This is a genomic window from Streptomyces coffeae (assembly GCF_016741875.1).
In the GTDB taxonomy this organism is placed as follows: Bacteria; Actinomycetota; Actinomycetes; order Streptomycetales; family Streptomycetaceae; genus Streptomyces; species Streptomyces coffeae.
The window spans coordinates 108,514-128,133 of record NZ_JAERRF010000008.1; the positions used below are offsets into that span (position 1 = coordinate 108,514).

Consider the following 19,620-nt stretch of genomic DNA (forward strand, 5'->3'; position numbering starts at 1 on the left):
CCTACGTCGTGGCCCACGAAAAGCGGCGCGAGAGCCGCCCGCGGGTGAGGTTGTTGGTGTGCGCGCCACACGGAATGGTGATGACCCGGTGACCGCCGACGACCGGACCACGCCCGTCCCGCCCCCCGGGTGCACGTTGTGCGCCGCCCCCGGCGACTTCGGACCCCACCACCCCGCCGAGCCGCGTTCGGGCCTGTGTCCCGCGTGCATCGCGGCCGGAAAGCCCACCCGCGGCGGCCTTGAGCAGGCCGTCGTGATCGTCGCCGGACAGTCCCTCGCAGGGGCCGAATCCCTCGACCTGGCCACCGCCGCACCGGAGCAACTGGCCTACCACCTCGGCGCGGTGAAACGCAGCCTGCGCGCCGTACTCCAGCTCCTCGCGCCGGTCGAGACGGGCGGCCGGTGATGGCCGACAACGAGCCGTACGGGGGCGAGCGGCCCCGTATGACGATGCGGGTCTACACCATGGCGCGCGACGGGGTGGTGACCGCGCGGCGCCCGGCGGTGGCCATCCTCGTCGGCGAGCTGAGCGACCCCTACGGGCTGGGGCAGGCGTGGCCGCCGTGCCAGTGCCCCCGCCACCGCGACCACAACAGGCCGGACCGTTTCCGGCGGTCTTGAGACGGCCGTCGGCCCCGTACCCGCCGCGCCCTTGGGCGGTGGCCACGGCGGGTGGTTCCCGGGCCACGGTCGCCGTGCTCCCCCGTGGCAGGCGGCCGATGCCGAGTACAAGCCGCTGCAACTCCGCGTCGCAGCAGAGGCCGGACTGCGCGTTCCCCGAACACTGATCACGAACGACCCCAAGGCGGCACACGACTTCGCCGACGTGACCGGCGGACCCATCGTCCACATCGACTGGCGCAGCGACTACGACAGCCACACCTACAAGATCTGCGAACCGCCGCCCTACGTGGCGGCCGGAGCCCTGCGGTACCGCGAACTCGTGCTCTGAGTCCTCTGACGGCCGCCGGAGCGCGGTTTACGCGGGCGGCCGGATCAGCGCCGGGTGGGAACGGAGGTCGGGGGCGGGGTGGCGGGCGGTGAGGTGGGGGAGGGCCGGTTCGGAGGCGCGGTGTTGGAGGAGGGGACCGAGGTGGTCGGAGGGGAGGTGCGGGGGTCCCGTGCGGGTGGTGCCGGTTGGGGGCGTTCCGGGGAGCCGGAGAGCAGCAGGAAGGCCACGGCCGCCGCTGCCGCCACCGTCACGGCGACGGCGGACACGACCCGCCGGATCCGCCGGGTGCCCCAGGCCGGGCCGGTGGGGGGCTGGTACGGGGACAGATCGCGGGCGTCGATGAGCCGCGCACGGGCGTCGAGCGCGGCCCGCAACCGCTCCTCGATGGGGGAGGGAGTGCTCATCGGGCCGCCTCCAGCAGCTTCTCCAGGGTGACGAGCGCACGGCTCGCGGTCGACTTCACGCTGCCTCGGGAGACGCCCAGAGTTTCGGCTATCTGGGCCTCGGTCAGCTCCGACCAGTAGCGCAGCACCAGCACCTCGCGCTGGCGCGGGGCGAGTCGCGCCAGCGCGTCGAGGACCTGCCGGTGTTCCTCGGCGAGCAGCAGCGGCTCGTCCACGGGCGCCCCCGGCCCCTGGTACGGCGGGGTGTACGCGCGTGCCGTACGCCGTCGGCGCAGCACCGAGCGGGCGGCGTTGACCACGGCGGTGTACAGATAGGCGTGCGCGTCCTGGAGGCTGTCCAGCCGTGAGCCGTGCCGGCGGCAGACGGCGGCGAAGGCGTCCTGGACGACGTCCTCGGCGGTGTGCAGGTCGTCCACCAGGAAGGCCGCCACCCGGATCATGTCCAGCCGCCGGGCCTGGTACAGATCGGCCAGCGTGGGGCCGGGCTCCCCGTCGCCCCGGTCGCCCACCGGCCTCAGCGCGCGGAGCCGCCGCCCGGCGCGCGCCGTCTCCGCGGGCGGCGTCGAGGCGGTCGTCCGGGCGCGGCGGAGCAGCCGGGCCCACCAGGGCAGGACAAGAGTGAGCTGCATCGTCCTCGTTCACCTCATCGGTGCGGCGGGACCGGCTCCGGATCCGGCCCCGCCTCACCCGTGGTCGGGCTAGCGGCTGGCCTTGGTGGGCGCGGGCTTGGGGGGCTCTGGCGCGCTGGTGGTCGGCGGGACCGGCGCGGGCTTGGTGGGCTTCGGCGCGCTGGTGGACGGCGGGATGGGCGCGGGTTTGGTGGGCTCGGGGACGCTGGTGGGCGGCTTGGTGGGCTCGGGCTTGGCGGTCGGCGGCTTCGTGGTCTCGGGCTTGGCGGTCGCCGACGGGGCCGGCTTGGCCGGGCGGGAGTGGTCGGAGGTGGCCGCCTGGGCGGCCATGCCCCCGCCCACGATCAGGGCGACGCCGACGGCCGACCCCACGATCCAGGGGCGCAGACGGCGGTTCGGCTTCTTGGCGCGGACGTGCTGCATACGGAACGACTCCCGAAAGGATTGAGCGAACGCTGATGGGCGAGGCGTGCGCCGAGGACCCGAGGGCCACGAGGCCCCGAGGATCCGTTCCGGAACCCGCCTTCATCCCACCAGACGTGCGGCCCCACCCGAGGTTGTCGCGCCCCGGAAAAATCTTTCGCCGTTGACCGTGCAACCGTTCCGGCCCCTGGCGGGTCGTACCTGGCATCTGGCTTCCTGGGGGGACCCGGGGGGGATCGAAAGGAAGCCGTGCGGAGGGGGAAACGAGGGGCCCGGACTACGGCCGGGCCCCTCGAAATGTCACACCGCGCCCCGGGGACGCCCGCACGCCTCAGAACGGCACCCCGCACCGCAGCAGCACATTGGCGTACGGCCGCGCCTCCCCGGTGCGCACCACCAGCCGCGCCCGGCCGGTCAGCGCCTTCAGCTCCTGGTGCGGCACCAGCGTCAGCGCCGGGTCGGGGAAGAGCCCTTCCAGCAGCGCGGCCGCGACCTTGTTGTGGTCCCGCACCTCATACGCGGCCGTGGCCCCCTCGACCACCAGCTCGTCCAGCAGCCGGGTCAGCACCTGCTCGAAGGACGGCACCCCCAGGACGAAGGCGAGGTCCACGACGACCGGGCCGTCGGGGCCGGAGGGGATCGGCAGACCCGCGTCGCAGACCATCACCGTGTCGGTGTGGCCCAACAGCGCCAGCCCCGCGCTGAGGTGGCGGTTGATGACTCCGGCCCGCTTCACAGCCGCGCCACGTCCTCGGCGGTGGGGAAGGACTGCTGGGCACCGGCCCGGGTCACCGCGGCGGCGCCCACGCGCACCGCGAACCGCACCGCGGTCTCCAGGTCGTCGCCGACGCCCAGACGCCAGGCGAGCGCCCCGGTGAAGGCGTCCCCGGCGCCGGTGGTGTCCACGGCTCCGACCGGGAGGCTGGGCACCCGGACCGTACGGCCGTCGTCGGCGACGAGCGCGCCCCGCTCGCCCAGGGTCACCACGACCGAGCGCGGGCCGCGCGTCAGCAGGGCCGCCGCCCATTCCTCGGGCTCCGTGGAGCCGCCCGCCGGATCGTCGCCGAGCAGGAACCGCGCCTCGTGCTCGTTGACCACCAGCGGATCGCAGCGGGCCAGCACCTCACCGGGCAGCGGCGCGGCCGGTGAGGGGTTGAGCACCACCCGCGGCCCCGGCCGCCCGTCCGTGCCCGCGGCCGCCGCGCGGACCACCTCGGCCACGGTCTCCAGCGGGATCTCCAGCTGGAGCGAGACGACGCGCGCCGAGGCCAGCAGCGGCGCCGCGGCCCGTACGTCCTCCGGGGCGAGCCGGGCGTTGGCGCCGGGGGAGACCACGATGCTGTTGTCGCCGGACGGATCCACCGTGATCAGCGCGACCCCGGTGGGCGCCCCTCCGGTGAGCACACCGGAGGTGTCCGCCCCGGCCGTCCGCAGCGAGTCCAGCAGCAGACGGCCGTGGTCGTCGTCGCCGACCCGGGCCAGCAGGGCTGTCCGGGCCCCCAGACGGGCGGCGGCGACGGCCTGGTTGGCGCCCTTGCCGCCCGGATGGACGGCCAGGTCGGAACCGAGGACGGTCTCGCCCGGTCCGGGGCGGCGCTCGACCCCGATCACCAGATCGGCGTTGGCGGATCCCACGACCAACAGGTCGTAGTCGTGCATACGTGTCTGTCCCTTCGCGTTTGCGTGACGGGTGCCGGCGGGCGCGCCCCGGATTCACTTGGTCGCGACGACCTTCACCGGCACCTTCACCGTCGTGTCGACGTCCTGGCCCTTGGCGGCCCGGATCGCGTTCCGCACGGCCATCTTGCCCAGTTCGCGGGGCTGCTGGGCGACGGTCGCGGCGAGCGTGCCGTTCTCCACCGCCTTGAGGCCGTCCGGGGTGCCGTCGAAGCCGACGACCTTGACGGACTTACCCGCCTTGGGGCCCAGCGCCTTGACCGCGCCGAGCGCCATCTCGTCGTTCTCGGCGAAGACCCCGTCGACACCGGGGTGGGACTGGAGCAGATTGGTGGTCACGTCCAGCGCCTTGGCCCGGTCGAAGTCGGCGGGCTGCTTGCCGACGACCTTGATGCCCGGGTACGCCTTCAGTCCCTCCGCGAAGCCCTGGCCGCGCTCCCGCGAGGCCGAGGTGCCGGCGACGCCCTGGAGCACCAGGATCTTGCCCTTGCCGCCGAGCTGTTCGGCCAGCGTCTTCGCGGCCAGCTTGCCGCCCGCGATGTTGTCGGAGGCCACCAGGGACTCGATATCGGCCTTGTTGACGCCGCGGTCGGCGGCGAGCACCGGGATACCGGCCTTGTTGGCCGCCTTGACCGACGGGCCGGCGGCATCGGAGTCGACCGGGTTGATGATGATCGACTTCATGTTCTGGCTGGTGAAGTTCTGGATCTGATTGGCCTGCTGGGAGGCGTCGTTCTGGGCGTCGGTGACGGTCAGGCTCACCCCGGCGCCCTTGGCCTCCTCCTGTGCGCCCGCCTTCAGCTGGACGAAGAAGGGGTTGTTGAGCGTGGAGACCGACAGACCCACCTTGGTGTCCTTGCCCCCGGAGCCGCCCGAGTGCAGGAAGGAGGAGGCGAGCACCACGGCGCCGACGGCCACCGCCGCCACCGCGAACCGCCCCGCCGTGGCGGCCGCTTTACGGCCCGGCCCCGCCGGTCCTCCGGCCGGATCGCCGGGCGTGGCCGGACGGGAGCCCGCGCGGCGGCGCAGGGTGTCCAGCAGTACGGCGAGCGCGATGACCACACCGATCACGACCTGCTGCCAGAAGGCGGACACCTCCAGGAGGTTGAGCCCGTTGCGCAGCACCGCGAGGATCAGCGCGCCGATCAGGGTGCCGGACGCCTTGCCGACCCCGCCGGACAGGCTCGCGCCGCCGATGACGACCGCGGCGATGGCGTCCAGTTCGTAGCCGACCGCCGCCTGCGGCTGCGCCGAGGACAGCCGAGAGGCCAGCACGATGCCCGCGACGGCCGCGAAGCCGCCGGAGAGCGCGTAGACGATGAGCTTCTGGCGCGCCACCCGGATCCCGGAGAGCCGGGCCGCCTCCTCGTTGCCGCCGATCGCGTACATCGCGCGGCCCGGGTAGGTACGGCCGAGCACCCCCGCGGTGATCAGACCCATCACGATCATCACGATCACCGGGACCGGCAGCCAGCCGCCGAGGGTGTCACCGAGACCGGAGACCGATGCGGGGACGGGGATCGGGCTGCCCTGGGAGATGACCAGCGCCAGACCGCGGCCGACCGAGAGCATCGCCAGCGTGGCGATGAACGGCGGCAGTTTGCCGTAGGACACCAGCGCGCCGCTGACCAGACCGCAGGCGATACCGGTGCCGACGGCGAGCAGCACCGCCAGCCCCACCGGCAGCCCCTGTGAACTGGCGGACCAGGCGAGCACGGTGGCCGAGAGCGCGGCCACCGAGCCGACGGACAGATCGATGCCCGCGGAGACGATCACGAAGGTGACGCCGAAGGCGAGGATCGCGGTGACCGCCGCCTGCACACCGACGTTGAGGAGGTTGTCGGTGGTCAGGAAGTCGCCGGAGAGCAGCGACATGGCCGCCACCAGCAGTACCAGGGCGCTCAGCGCGCCGTTGTCGAGCAGCACGCGGCGCACGGCGGCCGGGCCCCCGGGGTCCTTCGTGGCGTTAAGCGTGTCAGTGGCCACGGGTGCCCTCCTTTTCCGTGACGCCGACGCCTTCGTCGGCGTCCTTGGCGTCTTTGACGTCCTTCACTGCCAGGGCCATCACGGCGTCCTGGGTCGCTTCCCGCGCGGTCAGCTCTCCGGCGATCCGGCCCTGGGCCATGACCAGGACGCGGTCGCTCATCCCCAGCACCTCGGGCAGGTCGCTGGAGATCATCAGGACCGCGTGGCCGGATGCGGTGAGCTCGTTGATGAGCTGGTAGATCTCGACCTTGGCACCCACGTCGATCCCGCGGGTCGGCTCGTCGAGGATCAGCACCCTGCTCTCGGCGAGCAGCCATTTGCCGATGACGACCTTCTGCTGGTTGCCGCCGGAGAGGGTGCGCACCTGCTGGTCGAGACCGGCCATCCGGACGGCCAGCTGTTCCGCGACGCGCTCGGCGGCGCGCCGCTGTCCGGCCCGGTCGACCAGGCCCGCGCGGGTCGCGGAACGCAAGGTGACCAGGCCGAGGTTCTCCTGTACGGAGGCGTCCAGGACCAGGCCCTGGCCCTTGCGGTCCTCCGGTACCAGACCGACACCGGCGGCCATGGCGGCCACCACGTCATGGCGGGGCAGCGGGCTGCCCGCGACCTCGACGGTGCCGGAGTCGTAGGGGTCGGCGCCGAACAGCGCCCGCACCACCTCGGTGCGGCCCGCGCCCACCAGACCGGCCAGGCCCACCACTTCACCGGCGCGCACCTCGAAGCCGATGTCGCGGAAGCTGCCGTCGCGGGTGAGTCCCTCGACCTTCAGCAGCGGCTCACCGGCCTCGGCGCGCTCGCGCGGGTACTGCTGCTCGATGGAGCGGCCGACCATCAGCCGCACCAGCTCGTCCTGTTCGGTGGCGGCCGGGACCTGGGTGACGCTGCGGCCGTCGCGCAGCACGGTGACCCGGTCGCCCAGGGCGGCTATCTCCTCCAGGTGGTGGGTGATGAAGACCACCCCCACCCCGTCCTCGCGCAGGGTGCGCACGATCCGGAAAAGCTTGTCGACCTCCTCGGTGGTGAGCACCGCGGTCGGCTCGTCCATGATCAGTACGCGCGCCTCCAGGCTGAGCGCCTTGGCGATCTCGACCATCTGGAGCCGGGCGATGCCCAGGTCCCGCACCCGGGTCTTGGGGGAGACGTCCACCCCGACCCGGGCGAGGAGTTCGGCGGCGCGCCGGTGCATCGTATGGCGGTCGATCATGCCGAAGCGGCGCGGCTGGCGGCCCAGGAAGATGTTCTCGGCGACGCTGAGGTCGGGGACGAGGTTGAACTCCTGGTAGATGGTGGCGATTCCGAGCCGTTCGGCGTCCTGGGCGCCGTCGATGCGCACCGGGGAGCCGTCGACGAGGATGCGGCCGCCGTCGGGGCGGTGGGCGCCGGAGAGCATCTTGATGAGCGTGCTCTTGCCCGCGCCGTTCTCGCCCAGCAGGACGTGCACTTCGCCGCGGCGCAGATCGAAGTCGACGCCGTCGAGGGCGACCACACCGGGGAAGGTCTTGCGGACGCCCTCCATCCGCAGCAGTTCGGACTCCGGCCGCGGCGGCTCTTCGGTGACACGGGGCGTCGTGCTCATGGCGTGCTCCCTTCGGGCTCGCCGCACGAGCGGCGGGTGACCAGGCGGGCGGAGAGGGTCACCGACTCCGCGGGGCGGCCCTCGACGAGGTCGACCAGCGCGCGGACGGCGGCGTGGCCGAGCTCCCCGGTGGGCTGGGCGATGGCGGTGATCGGCGGATCGGTGTGGACGAACCAGGGGATGTCGTCGAACGCGGCCAGCGCGACGTCATCGGGGACCCGCAGCCCGCGGGCGCGGATCTCGTCCATCGCGCCGAGCGCCATCAGGTTGTCCGCGGCGAAGATCGCGTCCGGGGGCCGCGGCAGATCGAGGAAGCGGGCGGTGACCCGGCGTCCGCTGTCCGCCTGGAAGTCGCCCTGGCCGATATGGCCGTCGTCCAGCGCGAGCCCGAACTCCCGCAGCGCCGCGCGGAAGGCGTCCACCCGCTCGCGTCCGGTGGTGGTGGCCGCCGGGCCCGCGATGATGGCGAGCCTGCGGTGGCCGAGCGCGTGCAGATGGGCCACCAGATCGCGGATGGCGTCGCGGCCGTCGGTGCGCACCACCGGTACCGCGGCCAGGCTCTCGTCCTCGATCCAGCGGTCGACGAACACCATGGGCGTACCGGTGCGGGCGGCGTCCAGCATCATCGGCGAGCCGCCGTCGGTGGGGGAGATCAGCAGCCCGTCGATACGGCGGTCCATCAGGGTGCGTACGTGGTGATCCTGGAGATCGGGCCGCTCATCGGCGTTGCCGATCACCACGCTGTAGCCGAGGGCGCGGGCCGCGTCCTCGACGGAGCGGGCGAGCTCGGTGAAGAAGGGATTGAGCACATCGCTGATGACCAGTCCGAGCGCCCGGGTCTGGTCGGTGCGCAGCGAGCGGGCGACGGCGTTGGGGCGGTAGCCGAGCTCGGCGACCGCGGCGAGCACGCGCTCCCGGGTGTCCGCGCGGACGGAGGGGTGTTGGTTGAGCACCCGCGAAACCGTCGCGACGGAGACTCCGGCCCGTTGCGCCACGTCCTTGATGGCCGGCATCGTCCACCTCCTCGTGGAATCGATTACACGGAGGATTGGAATCGATTACACGGGACTCGGACAAGGGCTCGGTCCGCCCCGAAACCGGATCGTGATATTCCGCGCCGGCCGCCGCCGGTCTGCCGCCGTGTTGTCCATAGCGGCCGGTTTTCCACAGCCGCGCACCGCTCCGGACCGTCTGTCGGGCCCCGACGGTACGGTCGGTCCATGCTCAAACTCGCGGTGGTCGAAGGGGTTCTGGAGCGGATCACCTACGCCAATGAGGAGAACGGCTATACGGTCGCGCGTGTCGACACCGGCCGCGGCTCGGGCGATCTGCTGACCGTCGTGGGCTCGCTGCTGGGTGCCCAGCCGGGCGAGTCGCTGCGGATGGAAGGCCGCTGGGGCTCCCATCCGCAGTACGGCAAGCAGTTCACCGTGGAGAACTACACCACCGTCCTCCCTGCCACCGTCCAGGGCATCCGCCGCTATCTGGGCTCCGGCCTGATCAAGGGGATCGGCCCGCGGATCGCCGACCGGATCACCGAGCACTTCGGCATCGACACCCTGGAGATCATCGAGGAGCGGCCGGAGCGGCTGATCGAGGTCCCCGGGCTGGGCCCCAAGCGCACCAAGATGATCGGCGCGGCCTGGGAGGAGCAGAAGGCCATCAAGGAGGTCATGGTCTTCCTCCAGGGCGTCGGCGTCTCCACCTCCATCGCGGTGCGGATCTACAAGAAGTACGGGGACGCCTCGATCTCCGTGGTGAAGAACGAGCCGTACCGGCTGGCGGCCGATGTCTGGGGCATCGGCTTCCTCACCGCCGACAAGATCGCCCAGTCGGTCGGCATCCCGCACGACAGCCCCGACCGGGTCAAGGCCGGTCTCCAGTACGCCCTGTCCCAGTCCACGGACAACGGCCACTGCTATCTCCCCGAGGAGCAACTGATCGCGGACGCCGTGAAGTTGCTCCAGGTCGACACCGGGCTGGTGATCGACTGCCTGGGCGAGCTCGCCGCCGAGGAGGGGGTGGTGCGCGAGCGCGTCCCCGCCGCGGACGGCGGCGATCCGGTCGCGGCGGTCTATCTGGTCCCCTTCCACCGCGCGGAGATCTCCCTGGCCGGGCAGGTGCTGCGGCTGCTGCGTACCGAGGCGGACCGGATGCCCGCCTTCCAGGGCGTGGACTGGGAGAAGGCGCTGACCTGGCTGGCCGCCCGCACCGGCGCCGAGCTGGCCCCCGAGCAGCGCGAGGCGGTGCGGCTCGCGCTCACCGAGAAGGTGGCGGTGCTCACCGGCGGCCCGGGGTGCGGCAAGTCCTTCACCGTCCGTTCGGTGGTGGAGCTGGCCCGCGCCAAGAAGGCGAAGGTGGTGCTGGCCGCCCCCACCGGGCGGGCCGCCAAGCGGCTCGCCGAGCTGACCGGAGCCGAGGCGTCCACCGTCCACCGGCTGCTGGAGCTCAAGCCCGGCGGCGATGCCGCGTATGACCGGGACCGCCCGCTCGACGCCGATCTGGTGGTGGTCGACGAAGCGTCCATGCTCGATCTGCTGCTGGCCAACAAGCTGGTCAAGGCGGTCCCGCCGGGTGCGCATCTGCTCTTCGTCGGCGATGTGGACCAGCTGCCCAGCGTCGGCGCCGGGGAGGTGCTGCGCGATCTGCTGTCCCCCGGGAGCCCGGTCCCGGCGGTGCGGCTGACCCGGATCTTCCGCCAGGCCCAGCAGTCCGGCGTGGTCACCAACGCCCACCGGATCAACGAGGGGGTGCCGCCGCTCACCCAGGGGCTCTCCGACTTCTTCCTCTTCGTCGAGGACGACACCGAGGAGACCGGGCGGCTCACGGTCGATGTCGCGGCCCGCCGCATCCCCGCCAAATTCGGTCTGGACCCCCGGCGTGACGTGCAGGTTCTCGCCCCGATGCACCGTGGCCCGGCAGGCGCGGGCGCGCTGAACGGACTGCTTCAGCAGGCCATCACCCCCGCCCGCCCCGACCTCCCGGAGCGCCGCTTCGGCGGCCGGATCTTCCGCGTCGGCGACAAGGTGACCCAGATCCGCAACAATTATGAGAAAGGGGCCAATGGGGTCTTCAACGGCACGGTTGGAGTCGTCACCTCCCTCGACACCGATGAGCAGCGGCTGACCGTGCTGACGGACGAGGACGAGGAGGTGCCGTACGACTTCGACGAGCTGGACGAGCTGGCTCACGCCTATGCGGTGACCATCCACCGCTCCCAGGGCAGTGAGTACCCGGCCGTCGTGATTCCGGTGACCACCGGAGCCTGGATGATGTTGCAGCGCAATCTGCTCTACACGGCGGTGACCCGCGCCAAACGCCTTGTGGTGCTGGTCGGCTCGCGGCGTGCGCTGGGGCAGGCGGTGCGTACGGTCTCGGCGGGACGGCGCTGCACGGCACTGGACCACCGGCTCGGCGGCGATGTACGAGTCGAGGATGCCGCAAGGGTTTCCGAACGATGACGAACGGGGCAGGATGGGCGTGATAGCGGCACTGAGTGCCGCCAAAAGGCCCTTTGGCCGACCCCGAGTGCACGTCCATCGTCCGGATGGGGGAAGGTGGGGGGAGTCAGGGCACCTCGAAGAAGAGAACCAGGACGTCGGTGAGGGATGACGTGAGCGACAACTCTGTAGTACTGCGGTACGGGGACGGCGAGTACACCTACCCGGTGGTCGACAGCACTGTCGGCGACAAGGGCTTCGATATCGGAAAGCTGCGCGCCCAGACCGGTCTGGTGACCCTGGACTCCGGTTACGGCAACACCGCCGCGTACAAATCCGCGATCACCTATCTCGACGGTGAGCAGGGCATTCTGCGCTATCGCGGTTACCCCATCGAGCAGCTGGCGGAGCGCAGCACGTTCCTGGAGACAGCCTTCCTGCTGATCAACGGCGAGCTGCCCACGGTGGACGAACTGGCCGTGTTCCGCGACCAGATCACCACCCACACGCTGCTCCACGAGGACGTCAAGCGCTTCTACGACGGCTTCCCGCGCGACGCCCACCCGATGGCCATGCTCTCCTCGGTGGTCAGCGCCCTGTCGACCTTCTATCAGGACAGCCACAACCCCTTCGACGAGAAGCAGCGCGACCTCTCGACGATCCGGCTGCTGGCCAAGCTGCCGACCATCGCGGCGTACGCCTACAAGAAGTCGGTCGGCCACCCGTTTGTCTACCCGCGTAACGACCTGGGTTACGTCGAGAACTTCCTGCGGATGACCTTCTCGGTCCCGGCCCAGGAGTACGACCTCGATCCGATCGTCGTCAGCGCCCTCAACAAGCTGCTGATCCTGCACGCCGACCACGAGCAGAACTGCTCGACCTCCACCGTCCGGCTGGTCGGCTCCTCGCAGGCCAATATGTTCGCCTCCGTCTCCGCGGGCATCAGCGCCCTGTGGGGCCCCCTGCACGGCGGTGCCAACCAGTCCGTGCTGGAGATGCTGGAGGGCATCCAGGCGTCGGGCAGCGACGTCGACACCTTCATCCGCAAGGTGAAGAACAAGGAAGACGGCGTGAAGCTCATGGGCTTCGGGCACCGCGTCTACAAGAACTTCGACCCCCGGGCGAAGATCATCAAGTCGGCGGCGCACGATGTCCTCTCCGCCCTCGGCAAGTCGGACGAGCTTCTTGAGATCGCGCTCAAGCTCGAGGAGCACGCCCTCGCCGACGACTACTTCGTCGAGCGCAAGCTCTACCCGAACGTGGACTTCTACACCGGTCTGATCTACCGGGCGATGGGCTTCCCGACCGAGATGTTCACCGTGCTGTTCGCGCTCGGCCGGCTGCCGGGCTGGATCGCCCAGTGGCACGAGATGATCAAGGAGCCCGGCTCCCGCATCGGCCGCCCGCGCCAGATCTACACCGGCGTCGTCAAGCGCGACTTCGTCCCGGTCGAGCAGCGCTGACGGCCACTTCTCCCGTCTCTGGGTGCCCCGCTCCACCGGTGCGTGCCGGAAGAGTGGGGCACCGTTGCGTCTCCGGGTTCGCCGCCCACTGACGAGCGACCTCGGTGGTAGTGGGCACCTCGGACTTTCGGGGTTCGCCGCCCTACCGGCGAGTGAGCCGAAGGGGCGCGACCCTGGCGAAAGGGAGAGCGCGCGGAGGCCCTGAGGAACGAAGGGCCGAGCACGGTCGACCGTCGTCAGGGGCTTTGGCGCCCCGGAGGCGAACCGAGCCTCAAAGATAAAAAAGAAAGCGCCCCGCTTCCGATCCCCCCACGGGCCGGAGCGGGGCGCTTCCCATGTCCCGGATCGGATTCCCCCCACGGGATCCGGCCGGGCGTCCACGGGCCGCACAGGCGGCGTTACGGCGCGATCTGCCGGGACGAGTACCTACGGGAGGGCCGCTCAAAGCTCCCCGAGTACCTCGCCCCGGCCACGCGTAGCGGGACGCGTCCCCCAAGACGAATCCCCACCGTCCCATTAGACTCGCGACCCCCCGAAATGGTTACGTTGGGTTGCATGTGATCTGTGTCTCTTGCCATAAGGGATGTACAAGGGCAAGAGCCTCGATTTGAAGATCGAGGCTCTTGTGTATGGGTGTTGTGCGGCTTATGGGGAGCCGGTGAAGCTATGTGGATGCTGTGAAGGTCCGCAGTCGCAGGCTGTTGGTGACGACGAATACCGACGAGAACGCCATGGCCGCCCCCGCGATCATCGGGTTGAGCATCCCGGCCGCCGCGAGCGGAAGCGCCGCGACGTTGTAGCCAAACGCCCAGAAGAGATTGCCCTTGATGGTGGTCAGCGTCCGGCGCGCCAGTCGGATCGCGTCCGCCGCGACCCGGAGGTCGCCCCGGACCAGGGTCAGATCCCCGGCCTCGATGGCCGCGTCCGTCCCCGTGCCCATGGCGAGTCCGAGGTCGGCGGTGGCCAGGGCGGCCGCGTCGTTGACGCCGTCGCCCACCATGGCGACCGTACGGCCCTCGCCCTGGAGCCGCTTGACCACGTCCACCTTCTCCTCCGGCAGGACTTCGGCGATGACCTCCTCGACGCCGATCGCGCGCGCCACCGACTCGGCGACCAGCCGGTTGTCCCCGGTCAGCAGTACCGGGGTGAGGCCGAGGGCGCGCAGCTGGGCGACGGCCTCGGCGCTGGTCTCCTTGATCGCGTCGGCGACCAGCAGGATGCCGCGCGCCTCGCCGTCCCAGGCCACGGCGACGGCCGTATGGCCCTCCGCCTCGGCGGCGGCCTTGGCGGAAGCCAGTTCCCCGGGCAGTTCGACGGACCACTGGCCGAGCAGCTTCTCCCGGCCGACCAGCACCTTGTGTCCGTCCACCACCCCCCGCACGCCGAGTCCGGCGACGGAGATGAAGTCCTCGGGCACCGGGAGGGCGCCGACCCGCTCGGCCGCGCCGTCCGCGACCGCGCGGGCGACCGGGTGCTCGCTGGCGTGCTCCACGGCACCGGCGAGGCGCAGCAGCTCGTCCTCGTCCGTGCCAGGCGCGGTGACGACCCCGCGCAGCCGCATCCGGCCGGTGGTGACGGTGCCGGTCTTGTCCAGGACGACGGTGTCCACCCGGCGGGTCGACTCCAGCACCTCGGGTCCCTTGATGAGGATGCCCAGTTGGGCGCCACGGCCGGTACCGACCATCAGCGCGGTCGGGGTGGCCAGGCCCAGGGCGCAGGGGCAGGCGATGATCAGGACGGCCACGGCGGCGGTGAAGGCGGCGGTCGCGTCCCCGGTGGCGCCCAGCCAGCCCAGCAGGGTGCCGACGGCGATCAGCAGCACGATCGGTACGAAGATCCCGGAGACCCGGTCGGCCAGCCGCTGCACCTCGGCCTTGCCGTTCTGCGCGTCCTCCACCAGCTTGGCCATCCGGGCGAGCTGGGTATCGGCGCCGACGCGGGTGGCCGCCACGACGATCCGGCCCGCCGTGTTGACGGTCGCGCCCGCCACCGCGTCGCCCACCACGACGTCCACCGGCACCGATTCGCCGGTCAGCATCGAGGCGTCCACGGCCGATTCGCCCTCGACGACCGTGCCGTCGGTGGCGATCTTCTCGCCGGGGCGGACCACGAAGTGGTCGTCGACCGCCAGCTCGCCGACGGGGACGCGGACCTCCCGGCCGTCGCGCAGGACTGCCACGTCCTTGGCGCCGAGTTCGAGCAGGGCGTGCAGCGCGGCCCCGGCCCGCCGCTTGGACTTCGCCTCCAGGAAGCGGCCGAGGAGGATGAAGGTGGTCACGCCGGCGGCGGCCTCGAGATAGATCGAGGACGATCCGGCCGCGCGGGAGACGGTGAGGTCGAAGCCGTGCCGCATCCCGGGCATGCCCGCGTCGCCGAAGAACAGCGCCCACAGGGACCAGCCGAGGGCCGCCAGGGTGCCGATGGAGACGAGGGTGTCCATGGTGGCCGCGCCGTGCCGGGCGTTGGTCCAGGCGGCCCTGTGGAAGGGCGCGCCGCCCCAGACGACCACGGGCGCGGCGAGGGTCAGCGAGAGCCACTGCCAGTTCTCGAACTGGAGCGAGGGCACCATCGCCAGCACGACGACGGGCAGGGACAGCGCGAGGGAGACCAGCACGCGGTGGCGCAGGGCGTCCGGCCCGTCCTCGCCGCGGCCGGGGCGGTCCTGCGGGCCGTCGGAGGGCTCGGCGGACACGGCCGGGGGCTCGGGCTCGGGCGGGCGCGGTTCCTCGGCGGTGTAGCCGGTTCTGACGACCGTGGCTATCAGGTCGGCCACCTCGACCCCGGCGCCGTAGGACACCTTGGCCTTCTCGGTGGCGAAGTTGACCGTGGCGGACACTCCGTCGATGCGGTTGAGCTTCTTCTCGATGCGCGCCGCACAGGAGGCGCAGGTCATGCCGCCGATGGCGAGTTCGACCTGTGCTGTGTGCCCGGCTTCGGGAGCCGTGCTGGTGGTCATGTCTGGGTCTCCTGGGAGGAGGGCCGATGCCGTACGGCGGCTGTATGAGCAGGGCGGTACGGCCCGGCGGGAGGAGTCGGGGTGCTCAGGCCCGGCCGACGAGCTCGTAGCCCGCCTCGTCGACGGCGGCGCGGACGGCCTCGTCGTCCAGCGGGGCGGCCGAGACGACGGTGACCTGTCCGGTGGAGGCCACGGCCTTGACGGAGGAGACGCCGCTGAGGGCGCCGAGCTCCTCGGTGACGGCGCTCTCGCAGTGGCCGCAGGTCATACCGGTCACCCGGTAGACGGTGGTGACGCCGGAGCCGGTGTTCGCCTCGGAGCTCATGGACTTTCTCCTGTGGGGTGGGCGTGATGGTTGGGACGCAGGAGACGCCGGATGCCCCAGGGTCTCCTGACTCTCACAACTCTATACCCCTAGGGGGTATTCCCGGAAGCCGGAGGTGCGCCGGTTCCTGGACGGCGCGCAACGCCCGCGCGCGCTCCCCTTGCGCGCAGACGCGCCTGACGCGCCTGCGGTGGTGGAGGGTGGAGCGGGCGTCAGGGGGCGGGGGTGCCCTCGGTGCCGATGATCGGGGCGAGATAGCCGTAGAGGGCGGCCTTGGTCTCGGCGGTGTACGCCGCCCGCTCCTCTCCCTGATGCGAAAGGATCAGATCGAGACCGGCCTTGAACAGCTCGAACGCCATGGTGGCGGTGCGGGTGCGGCGGTCGGCGGGCAGATCGGGGTTGCTGATACCGATCAGCTCCTCCACCCGGGCGAGGAGGGTGACGTGCAGTGCGTCGTGCTCCTCGATGACGCGGCCGGGCGCCTCCGTGGAGTGGATCAGCGCGAGGAAGGCGGGATTCGCGCAATTGAACTCGACCATCGGATCCAGGACCGCGTCCAGCATCTCGTCCAGCGGCAGTGAGGCGTTCTCGACCGTGAAGACCAGGCCGTGGGCCTGTCGCATCTGATGGGTCAGCCGCTCGCCCAGTTCGACCGCGATGGCCTCCTTGTTCGGGAAGAACTGGTACAGCGTGCCCGGGGAGACGCCCGCCTCGCGGGCGATGGCGTTGGTGCTCGCGCCGGTGTAGCCGCTCTTGCAGAAGACGCTGGCGGCCGCGTCGAGCAACTGCTGGACCCGGCGCTCCCCGCGAGCCTGCCTGCGACGCGGCTTGGCGGCTCCCTCGGGCTGGGCTGCCTTGCTCTCGGTCACGCGCAATCTCCGGATCTTGGTGTTCGATTGACAAACGCGAGTACTCGCTCGCATTCTTGTAAAACGCGAGCGACCACTCGTGTTTGCCAGTCTATGGCAATCAACGACCCATGCTGCCTGCCCGAACGTTGTGCGGTGGCCTGGGCACAGGTGAAGGGGACACCGTGCCATGACCACTGTCAACCGACCGTCGGGGGACCGGATCGGAGGATGGACCCGCCTGGTCACGGCGCGCCCCCGGCTCTCCTTGCTGCTTGCCCTGCTCTTCACCGCGCTCGCCGTGGTGGCGGGCAGCGGTGTCGCCGACCGGATGGGCAGCGGGGGCTGGGAGGACCCTGCCTCCCAGTCCTCCTATGCCACCAAGGCGTTGGAGAAGCGCTTCCCGACCTCCCAGCCCAATCTGATCCTGCTGGTCGACAGCGGGAGAGCCACCGTGGACGATCCCAAGGTCGCTGCCGAGGGCCGCGCGCTCGCGAAGAAGCTGGCGAAGGAGGAATCCGTCACCGGCGTCACCTCCTACTGGGACACCGGCGCGCCCACCCTCCGCCACCGGGACCGCGGCGAGGCGATCATCGCCGCGCGCATCGTGGGCGACGAGTCCGCGGCCAACAAGGCGCTGGAGCGGCTCGCCCCGCACTACCGGGGGGACCACGGACCGGTGGAGGTGTCGATCGGCGGCATGGTCGCGGTCCGCCATGAGCTCCAGACCACCATCCAGGAGGATCTGCTGCGGGCCGAGATGATCGCCCTGCCCATCACCCTGGTGCTGCTCGTCATGGTCTTCGGCAGCGCGGTGGCCGCCCTGCTCCCGCTCGGTGTGGGCATCATCGCCATCCTGGGCACCGACGCGGTGCTGCGTGGTCTCACCGAATTCACCGATGTCTCGGTCTTCGCGCAGAACCTGACCACCGCCCTCGGCCTCGGACTGGCCATCGACTACGCCCTGTTCATCGTGCGCCGCTTCCGCGAGGAGCTGGCCACCGGCGCCGCCACCCTGCCCGCCGTGGCCGCCACCCTGCGCACCGCCGGGCGCACCGTGCTCTTCTCGGCGCTGACCGTCGCCGTCTCGCTCGCCGCCATGCTGGTCTTCCCGCAGTACTTCCTGCGCTCCTTCGCCTATGCGGGCATCGCCGTGGTGCTGATCGCGGCGGGTGCCGCCCTGGTGGTGCTGCCCGCGGCGCTGGTGCTCCTCGGCGACCGGGTCAACTCCCTCGATCTGATGAAGCTGCTGCGCCGCGGCCGCCCCGCCCGTACCGGTGAGCCCGGCCGGGGCTGGGGGCGGCTCGCCCGGCTGGTCATGCGGCGCGCCCCGCTGTTCGCGCTGGCCACGGTCGCCGGGCTGGTCGCGCTCGGACTGCCCTTCCTGCGGGTGGAGTTCGGCACCGCCGATGACCGTCAGCTGCCCGCAAGCGCCGAGTCGCATGTGGTCCAGCAGCACATCCGGGATGGCTTTCCCGGCGGCCCCGGCGGCGCCGTCGAGGTCGTCGCCGAGGGCCGCCCCGGCACCCGCGCCCTCGCCGACTACAGCGCCAAGCTCTCCGGACTCCCCGCTGTGCGGCGGGTGGACAGCCCCGCGGGCCACTTCGCGGGCGGCCGTCAGGTGGCCGAGCCCGGTCCGGCCGAGGCGGCGCGCGCGGCCGGGGGGAGCGCGTATCTCACCGTGCTGCCCAAGGGCGAGGCGGTGGACGCCGCGAGCCAGGACCTGGTGCGCGACATCCGCGCCCAGCACCCCTCGTTCCGCGCCTCGGTGACCGGCACCGCCGCTGTCCTGGTCGACACCAAGGACTCGATAGCCGACCGGCTGCCCTGGGCCGCGGCGATCATCGCCGCCGTCACCCTGCTGCTGGTCTTCCTGCTCACCGGCAGTGTGCTGATACCGATCCAGGCGGTGCTGCTCAACGCGCTCAGTCTCACCGCGATGTTCGGCGCGGTGGTGTGGGTCTTCCAGGACGGACATCTGTCCGGCCCGCTGTCCTTCACCACCTCCGGCGATATCGAGACCACCCTGCCGGTGCTGATGTTCTGCGTCGCCTTCGGTCTCTCCATGGACTATGGCGTCTTCCTGCTCTCCCGGATCAAGGAGGAGTACGACCGCACCGGGGACCACACCTCGGCCGTGGAGTTCGGGCTGCGGCGCACCGGCGGGCTGATCACGGCGGCGGCGCTGATCCTCGCCGTGGTGATGGTCGCCATCGGCACCTCGCGGGTCACCAACACCAAGATGCTGGGCCTGGGTATCGCGCTGGCGGTGCTGATGGACGCCATGGTGGTGCGCAGTCTGCTGGTGCCCGCGGTGATGCGGCTGACCGGCCGGGCCACCTGGTGGGCGCCGGGCCCGCTGCGCCGGCTGCACGCCAGGATCGGGCTGAGCGAGGGGGAGTCCGCCCCCGCCCCGAGTGGCGGCAGCGGTGGGGATGACACCGGGCCCCGCAGCGAGGAGGAACTGCGGGACCCGGTCCGCGCGGGGCACTGACGCCTTCCGGGTGGCTTGCGCCCCTTCCGTAAGGCGCCGGGGACATCAGGTGCCGGTGCGCAAGGGGCACCTCCCGCGCGGGGATTCAGGGGTGGCCGGGTCGCTATGGGGCGTCGCGGCGACCGCGCCGGTTGCCCGGTCTGCGGGCCACCCAGGACCGGACGGTGTCCGCGTACCAGTACGGCTTGCCGCCCTCCACCAGATCGGGGGGCGGCAGCAGTCCATGCTTGCGATATGACCGTACGGTGTCGGTCTGGACCCCGATATGCGCGGCGATCTCCTTGTACGACCACAGCCTCCGGTCGGTCATCTCTCGCGCCCTTCCCGCAGACACCGCGACCACGGCCCCGGTGGGGCCGTCGGGGGAGCCACGGCAGACCTGCTGACGATCTCTCACCCTGTGCCCGGTGAACGACGCTGAGTGACCACCGGACAGGGGCTGTTGAA

18 protein-coding genes are annotated in these 19,620 nt (G+C 71.4%); 6 read left to right on the forward strand and 12 right to left on the reverse strand.

All coding sequences use genetic code 11. From position 1 onward, the window contains the following. The first annotated feature begins 88 nt into the window (after positions 1–88). The 3 genes from JK363_RS15475 to JK363_RS15485 are packed head-to-tail and all read left to right on the forward strand — an operon-like array spanning position 89 to position 952. Positions 89–406: a hypothetical protein gene (locus JK363_RS15475; RefSeq protein ID WP_201875738.1), complete on the forward strand. Its 318-nt coding sequence runs from the start codon at positions 89–91 to the stop codon at positions 404–406. Next, positions 406–621: a hypothetical protein gene (locus tag JK363_RS15480; RefSeq protein ID WP_201875474.1), complete on the forward strand. Its 216-nt coding sequence runs from the start codon at positions 406–408 to the stop codon at positions 619–621. Before JK363_RS15475 ends, JK363_RS15480 begins: the two co-directional genes overlap by 1 nt. Positions 622–652: 31 nt before the next feature. Beyond that, positions 653–952 (forward strand): MvdC/MvdD family ATP grasp protein, encoded by a 300-nt coding sequence (locus tag JK363_RS15485; RefSeq protein WP_236075814.1) that lies wholly within the window; start codon positions 653–655, stop codon positions 950–952. A 44-nt stretch (positions 953–996) separates the two neighbouring features. Here the strand turns inward: JK363_RS15485 and JK363_RS15490 are convergent, their stop codons facing one another. The 8 genes from JK363_RS15490 to JK363_RS15525 all read right to left on the reverse strand — a co-directional run bounded on the left by JK363_RS15490 (position 997) and on the right by JK363_RS15525 (position 8,660). After that, positions 997–1,356 carry a hypothetical protein gene (locus JK363_RS15490; RefSeq protein WP_201875475.1) on the reverse strand — a complete coding sequence of 120 codons (360 nt, stop codon included), beginning with the start codon at positions 1,354–1,356 and terminating at the stop codon, positions 997–999. Next, positions 1,353–1,985: a sigma-70 family RNA polymerase sigma factor gene (locus JK363_RS15495; RefSeq protein WP_201875476.1), complete on the reverse strand. Its 633-nt coding sequence runs from the start codon at positions 1,983–1,985 to the stop codon at positions 1,353–1,355. Before JK363_RS15495 ends, JK363_RS15490 begins: the two co-directional genes overlap by 4 nt. A 69-nt stretch (positions 1,986–2,054) precedes the next feature. Further along, complete coding sequence (locus tag JK363_RS15500) at positions 2,055–2,408, reverse strand: hypothetical protein (RefSeq protein WP_201875477.1); 354 nt, start codon at positions 2,406–2,408, stop codon at positions 2,055–2,057. A 331-nt stretch (positions 2,409–2,739) separates the two neighbouring features. Further along, on the reverse strand, positions 2,740–3,144 hold the full coding sequence (rbsD, locus tag JK363_RS15505) for a D-ribose pyranase (RefSeq protein ID WP_201875478.1): 405 nt from the start codon (positions 3,142–3,144) through the stop codon (positions 2,740–2,742). Continuing rightward, positions 3,141–4,067, reverse strand: coding sequence for a ribokinase (rbsK, locus tag JK363_RS15510; protein WP_201875479.1), 927 nt, complete (start codon positions 4,065–4,067; stop codon positions 3,141–3,143). Before rbsK ends, rbsD begins: the two co-directional genes overlap by 4 nt. 54 nt (positions 4,068–4,121) lie before the next feature. After that, entirely contained in the window at positions 4,122–6,071 is a 1,950-nt protein-coding gene (locus tag JK363_RS15515) for an ABC transporter permease/substrate-binding protein (RefSeq protein WP_201875480.1), read from the reverse strand. Beyond that, the gene (locus JK363_RS15520; RefSeq protein ID WP_201875481.1) at positions 6,061–7,647 is read right to left on the reverse strand and encodes a sugar ABC transporter ATP-binding protein; all 1,587 of its coding nucleotides are present in this window, start codon (positions 7,645–7,647) and stop codon (positions 6,061–6,063) included. The genes JK363_RS15515 and JK363_RS15520 overlap by 11 nt, the downstream gene beginning before the upstream one ends. After that, positions 7,644–8,660: a LacI family DNA-binding transcriptional regulator gene (locus JK363_RS15525; protein ID WP_201875482.1), complete on the reverse strand. Its 1,017-nt coding sequence runs from the start codon at positions 8,658–8,660 to the stop codon at positions 7,644–7,646. The genes JK363_RS15520 and JK363_RS15525 overlap by 4 nt, the downstream gene beginning before the upstream one ends. Positions 8,661–8,867: 207 nt before the next feature. Between JK363_RS15525 and recD2 the strand changes: the two genes are divergently transcribed. Then, complete coding sequence (gene recD2 / locus JK363_RS15530) at positions 8,868–11,108, forward strand: SF1B family DNA helicase RecD2 (protein ID WP_201875483.1); 2,241 nt, start codon at positions 8,868–8,870, stop codon at positions 11,106–11,108. 152 nt (positions 11,109–11,260) lie between these two features. Next, positions 11,261–12,550, forward strand: coding sequence for a citrate synthase (locus JK363_RS15535; protein ID WP_201875484.1), 1,290 nt, complete (start codon positions 11,261–11,263; stop codon positions 12,548–12,550). A 664-nt stretch (positions 12,551–13,214) separates the two neighbouring features. Here the strand turns inward: JK363_RS15535 and JK363_RS15540 are convergent. From JK363_RS15540 to JK363_RS15550, 3 genes are all read right to left on the reverse strand, one after another. Continuing rightward, positions 13,215–15,506 (reverse strand): heavy metal translocating P-type ATPase, encoded by a 2,292-nt coding sequence (locus JK363_RS15540; protein ID WP_201875485.1) that lies wholly within the window; start codon positions 15,504–15,506, stop codon positions 13,215–13,217. Positions 15,507–15,591: 85 nt separating this feature from the next. Then, a complete protein-coding gene (locus JK363_RS15545; protein ID WP_201875486.1) occupies positions 15,592–15,831 on the reverse strand; it encodes a heavy-metal-associated domain-containing protein in 240 nt (79 codons plus the stop codon). 212 nt (positions 15,832–16,043) lie between these two features. Next, entirely contained in the window at positions 16,044–16,700 is a 657-nt protein-coding gene (locus JK363_RS15550; RefSeq protein WP_307821736.1) for a TetR family transcriptional regulator, read from the reverse strand. A 169-nt stretch (positions 16,701–16,869) separates the two neighbouring features. Here JK363_RS15550 and JK363_RS15555 point away from each other — a divergent pair, with 169 nt between their 5' ends. Beyond that, positions 16,870–19,173, forward strand: a complete 2,304-nt coding sequence (locus tag JK363_RS15555; RefSeq protein WP_201875488.1) for an MMPL family transporter — start codon at positions 16,870–16,872, stop codon at positions 19,171–19,173. A gap of 103 nt (positions 19,174–19,276) precedes the next feature. On the opposite strand, the gene JK363_RS15560 is transcribed toward JK363_RS15555, so the two are convergent. Further along, positions 19,277–19,483, reverse strand: coding sequence for a helix-turn-helix transcriptional regulator (locus JK363_RS15560; RefSeq protein WP_201875489.1), 207 nt, complete (start codon positions 19,481–19,483; stop codon positions 19,277–19,279). Between the last annotated feature and the right edge of the window lie 137 nt (positions 19,484–19,620).